The organism is Aphanothece microscopica RSMan92 (assembly GCF_046613545.2).
Taxonomy (GTDB): domain Bacteria; phylum Cyanobacteriota; class Cyanobacteriia; order PCC-6307; family Cyanobiaceae; genus NIES-981.
The window spans coordinates 1-4,770 of sequence record NZ_JBKKKY020000106.1 but is presented as its reverse complement, the minus strand read 5'-3'; the positions used below and the strand labels follow the sequence as shown (position 1 = coordinate 4,770).

Annotated in this window: 7 protein-coding genes; 6 read left to right on the top strand and 1 reads right to left on the bottom strand. The window is 60.3% G+C overall.

From position 1 onward, the window contains the following. Positions 1-619: 619 nt before the first annotated feature. The 5 genes from ACLD7X_RS15810 (at position 620) to ACLD7X_RS15790 (ending at position 3,633) form a co-directional block, all read left to right on the top strand. Positions 620-1,369 carry a methyltransferase domain-containing protein gene (locus ACLD7X_RS15810; RefSeq protein ID WP_411424637.1) on the top strand — a complete coding sequence of 250 codons (750 nt, stop codon included), beginning with the start codon at positions 620-622 and terminating at the stop codon, positions 1,367-1,369. Between the two features lie 304 nt (positions 1,370-1,673). Continuing rightward, positions 1,674-2,180 carry a transposase gene (locus tag ACLD7X_RS15805; protein ID WP_411424636.1) on the top strand — a complete coding sequence of 169 codons (507 nt, stop codon included), beginning with the start codon at positions 1,674-1,676 and terminating at the stop codon, positions 2,178-2,180. Positions 2,181-2,265: 85 nt separating this feature from the next. Then, entirely contained in the window at positions 2,266-3,063 is a 798-nt protein-coding gene (locus tag ACLD7X_RS15800) for a DDE-type integrase/transposase/recombinase (protein ID WP_411424638.1), read from the top strand. After that, positions 3,060-3,263, top strand: a complete 204-nt coding sequence (locus ACLD7X_RS15795) for a hypothetical protein (protein ID WP_412007408.1) — start codon at positions 3,060-3,062, stop codon at positions 3,261-3,263. Before ACLD7X_RS15800 ends, ACLD7X_RS15795 begins: the two co-directional genes overlap by 4 nt. A gap of 49 nt (positions 3,264-3,312) precedes the next feature. Beyond that, positions 3,313-3,633 carry a PIN domain-containing protein gene (locus tag ACLD7X_RS15790; RefSeq protein WP_411424634.1) on the top strand — a complete coding sequence of 107 codons (321 nt, stop codon included), beginning with the start codon at positions 3,313-3,315 and terminating at the stop codon, positions 3,631-3,633. 129 nt (positions 3,634-3,762) lie between these two features. Here the strand turns inward: ACLD7X_RS15790 and ACLD7X_RS15785 are convergent, their stop codons facing one another. After that, complete coding sequence (locus ACLD7X_RS15785; RefSeq protein WP_411424633.1) at positions 3,763-4,251, bottom strand: transposase; 489 nt, start codon at positions 4,249-4,251, stop codon at positions 3,763-3,765. A gap of 37 nt (positions 4,252-4,288) precedes the next feature. On the opposite strand from ACLD7X_RS15785, the gene ACLD7X_RS15780 reads away from it, so the two are divergent. After that, positions 4,289-4,681, top strand: a complete 393-nt coding sequence (locus tag ACLD7X_RS15780; protein ID WP_412007407.1) for a hypothetical protein — start codon at positions 4,289-4,291, stop codon at positions 4,679-4,681. Positions 4,682-4,770 lie beyond the last annotated feature (89 nt).

Sequence of the window (4,770 nt, the reverse complement as noted above, 5' to 3'; positions counted from 1 at the left end):
TCACAGACCGGCCCACCCATTGCCCCGCAGGGAGTTTGAGGAGAAGACCGCCAGCACCGGCTACGCCGGTGCTGCTCCTCGGGATTTACACCACTTGGCGGGACGCCCCCAGGCCAGTGCCACTGGTTTTCGATCGCCCAGCGCTGTCGTAGCAGCCTGAGCAATGCTTTTGGGCTGGCGCGCAGGGTGGTGATGATATAATAGACGTGTTGAAACGGCTTGCCGCCACGGCGGCCTGTGCTCACCAGCTCGATGGTCCAGCTGGCGCCCACCCAGCGCTCTCGAATGGTGTCTGTGGCGTTGCGGGCTTGGAGAGTCCAGCGCACCCGGATCAAGCAAAATAGTGTAGATTTCTAGTGGTGATTGGTTCTCTGGCTTTGAACCATCTCATCCGTCGCCAAGACAGAGAGCGCAGATGGCACCCAAGCCACTTTGGTATTCGGGGTCAAGCCTCCAAAGATGTAACCGGCCATGACCCGATGGCCTCAAGACCAGTCTGGCAAGGGAATACTTGCCTAGCCGTGGGCGTTTCGGGCGCGAGGGCATACTCGTGTACTGGTTCGCTTGCTGACAGTGGGGGCAGAATTGATTTGAAAGGCATTTGAAGGAATTAACTCACATGTCAAGACACGATTCTATTTTCAAGGGTTTGGATTTAAAAACGTCTGCATTCGCTGAAATTGGAGCTTTGGCAAACCCTATCGCACCTCCGGGATCGGTATTTATTGATGCTTTTACTAAATACGAAAATATCAGATTAAAAGGCATTACCGATATTAATCTCATTAATAAGATGCCCGAAATTGGGTGTATTTGGGATGGCAGTAGTCGACTGGAACCCATTATGCCGATCAAATGCAATTGTATCATAGCTAGCCATGTCATTGAGCATATAGCAAACCCGATTAGATGGTTAAAGCATTTAAGTGAATGCCTTGCGACTGGAGGTTGGCTTAGCTTGGTGATACCGGACAAGCGATACTGTTTTGATCATTTTCGCCCTTTAACTTCTCCAGGAAACTTGATTGATGCATTCAATAATGCATATGCGAGGCCGACACTCGGGCAGGTTTTAGACATGAGGATTTATTGTCATAGATTCAATGGCGCAAACTCATGGAGCAGGCACTCGCAAATTTCAAGCAGGGATCTAGCTCCAGTCTTTGAAGGCGAATTCAAACAAGAACTGCTAAAAGACTTTAAGCGCAGACACGATCTCGGCGAGTATATTGATAGTCATTGCTGGTGCTTTACCGCAGAATCATTTGTATTCGCATTGGAGCAAATCAAAAGCATTGACTTGATCGACTTCGCCAAGCTGGAAGTTGATGAATTTGACAACGACTTCGTCGTTAGAGTCTATTGGTAACTTGATTACCCATAAGCCTCCGCGATCCTCAGATCCCTTTCCGTGCACGGGATGCAGCAGGTAACCGCGTTGGCAGGGCTGACTAAAAGTCAATTCATGCACTCCCCACAGCGCTGATTCCGACCCAGCCGAGCATTCGGCTGAAGTCGTTCGCCACGGCCATCAGACCAGAGCGGATTGAGCGAAACCCATTGCGGCGCAGCAGGTTGAGAGCCAATGACCTCAGCAGCCCCCTCTGCAAGGAAAGATGACGCCTCTCCAACCCGACCACTTCAGCCACCAGGGGGCCTGATGGAACCGATCGATGCGTCCTTACAGCGAGGCCGTCAAGGCTGATGTCCGCCGGCGGGTGAGCCCGCGTCACCGCCAGAGCGTGGCGGAGATCGCCCAGGAGCTGGGCATCCACGTGATCACCCTCTACAAGTGGAGGAAGGCCTGGCGGCTGCAGGGAGAGGTGGTGCCGGCCACCCAGAAGGAACCGGAGGGCAGGAGCGCTGCCGACAAGTTGGTGGTGGTGCTCGAGACCGCTGGCCTCAACGACACCGAGCTCGGCGCCTACTGCCGGGAGCGGGGTCTCTTCCCTGAGCAGCTGAGCCGCTGGCGTCAGGCAGCCACCGATGCCAACGCCGCGCCGTTGCTGTCGATGGCCGAACAGAAGGAGCTGGAGAGGCTCCGCGCCCAGGACCAGCGAGAGATCAAGGCCCTCAAGAAGAAGCTGCAGCGCAAGGAGAAGGCCCTGGCGGAGGCGGCAGCGCTGCTGGTGCTGCGAAAAAAGTGGGAGGCCTTCTGCTTGGAGGACGCGGAAGGCTGACGAGTGCCGCGCACCGGCAGAAGGCGATCGAGCTGATCGGTGAGGCCAAGCCAGCGGCGCCACCCTCAGCGCTGCATGCGGGGAGATCGGCATTTCCCTGCGCACCCTCAAGCGCTGGCGGCGTGCCTTCCTGGGTCATGGGGACGGTGGGGACCGGCGTAAAGGCAGCCCCCGCCATGTCGCTCACCGCCTGAGCGAGGAGGAACGCCGGCGGATCCTGCTCACCTGCAATCAGCCGGAGTACGCCTCGCTGCCCCCAGGACAGATCGTGCCAGCACTGGCCGATCAGGACCTGTTCATCGGCTCGGAGTCCAGTTTTTACAGGGTGTTGCACCAGGCGGGGCAGTGCCAACGGAGGGGGCGGGCACGGAGGCCTCAGGAGCCGCGGACGGTGCCGCGCTTGAGGGCGGATCGCCCCAATGCTGTGTGGTCGTGGGACATCACCTATCTGCTCACCACGGTGCGGGGGGTGTGGATCTATTTCTACCTGGTGATCGACGTCTGGAGCCGCAAGGTGGTGGCCTGGGACGTGGCCGAGCGGGAAGATGCCCAGGTTGCCGCCGAGCTCGTCAGCCGCACCTGTCTGAGGGAGTGGATCAGCAAAGGCCGCCACCAGCCATTGGTCCTCCATGCGGACAACGGCAATGCCATGCGTGCCGCCACGCTCGAGGCCAGGCTGGAGGAACTGGGGGTGCTGCGCTCGTTCTCCCGACCACGGGTTTCGAACGACAATCCCTACTCGGAATCCCTGTTCCGCACGGTCAAGTACAGTCCTGACTACCCAATTCGGCCGTTCACCAGCAAGGCAGAGGCCTGCGAATGGGTGATGTCGTTCGTGGAGTGGTACAACCCCAGCACCGTCACAGCGGCATCAAGTTCGTGACGCCGCACCAGCGCCACAGCGGCCATCCCGTCGAACTCTGCCGGCGGCGCGCCCATGTCTACGAGAAGGCCCGGCAGAATCATCCGCGTCGATGGAGCCGATCCACCCGCTGCTGGCGCCAGCCAGAGGTGGTGTGGATCAACAAGCCACCAGAACAGCCGGAGTCGGCTCTGGCGGTACCATTGATTCAGGTCGCCTGAATGGCAACCCAGGAGTGACACCTTTCCTGAAAGTCACCGCGCCGGCGGGATGTACCTCCCCGACGTGGTGCTGGTGGAAGTGGCCTGGGTTCTGCGCGGCTATGCACTGGACCACACCAGTCGTCACCAACTGCTCGAACGCCTGGTACGCACCCGCGGAGTTGTGGTGAAGGACATCGATGCGGTGATCGATGCGCTGGAGCACTTCCGGCAGGGCGGTGACCTGGCGGATCACCTGATCCTGGCCAGGGCCTCCAGGGCAGGAGCGCTGCCGGTGCTGAGCTTTGACCAGCGCTTCTCCGCCCGCGAGGGCGTGCAGTTGCTCAACAGCTCTCCACCCCTGGAATCCGGCCAGCAGGGCCGTCCCTGAGCCCTGCAGCTTGCGGACCAGCGCGAAGGCCTTCTCGGCGGGGATCAGCCGCAGCTTCCTGACGGGCTTGGTCGCGTCCCTTGGAGTGGTGTAAATCCCGAGGCCTGTGATCTGATCGGAGATTGGTGATCAGGCAGCCGCAGCGAGTGCAGCTGTTGGTTGATCTTGGGCCGGATCGCTGGTGTTGTCCAGCTTGGCCATCGACTGTTCAGAGAACACCCGGCGGCCATCAAGCTGCCATTCCTCCTGCTGCTCCAGCAGCAGGGCTCCCACCAAGCGGATGATCGCGGCGTCGTTGGGGAAGATGCCGACGACGCGGGTGCGGCGTTTGATCTCCTTGTTCAGCAGCTCCAGGGGGTTGGTGCTCCAGATCTTGCGCCAGTGCTCCGGCGGGAAAGCACGGAACGCGAGGACGTCTTCCTTGGCCTGCTCCATCAAGGCAGCGGCGGCGGGGAATTTTTCGCGGAGCATCGCGATCACCTGCTCCCACTGCTGCTCCACCGCCTGGGCCTCAGGCTGTGTCCGACGACAATCTGGTTGAGGGGGCGCGCCAAACAGGTTGACCGCTCCAGATGGGATCAGCTCAATCCGGTTGCCATGCGCAGGGCACCGGGCCATGCCTGCTCCCCTCACCGCTCAACAGATTGCTCTGTACATGTCCAAACGACGAGCCGGCAGCCGCCAGGAGGTGGCTGCCGCAGCGGCGGGCATCTCGGTGAGCAGTGCTCACCGGATCGAGTCAGGCCGCCTCCAACCCCAAGCTGCCAAGCCCCGCAGCAGGCGCCGACCAGACCCGTTGGCTGAGGTGTGGGAGCCTTTGCTGCTGCCGCTGCTGGAGCGGCATCCAGCCCTGACGCCCACCACCTTGCTGGAGCACCTGCAGGAGCAAAAGCCAGATCAGGACTGGAGTTCGCTGAAACGCACCCTGCAGCGGCGGGTGCAGCAGTGGAAGGCGCTGCATGGCCCGACGCCGGAGGTGATGTTTCCGCTGGCGTATCAGCCCGGAGAGATCGGCTTCTGCGACTTTGGCGTGGACCCCAGAAACTGAACCAGTCCTTATGAGAGCTTCCCGACCGGCCAGACTTGGCCAGGAGAAGCCCCATGAAACGCAAGCGTCACACCCCCGAGCAGATCATC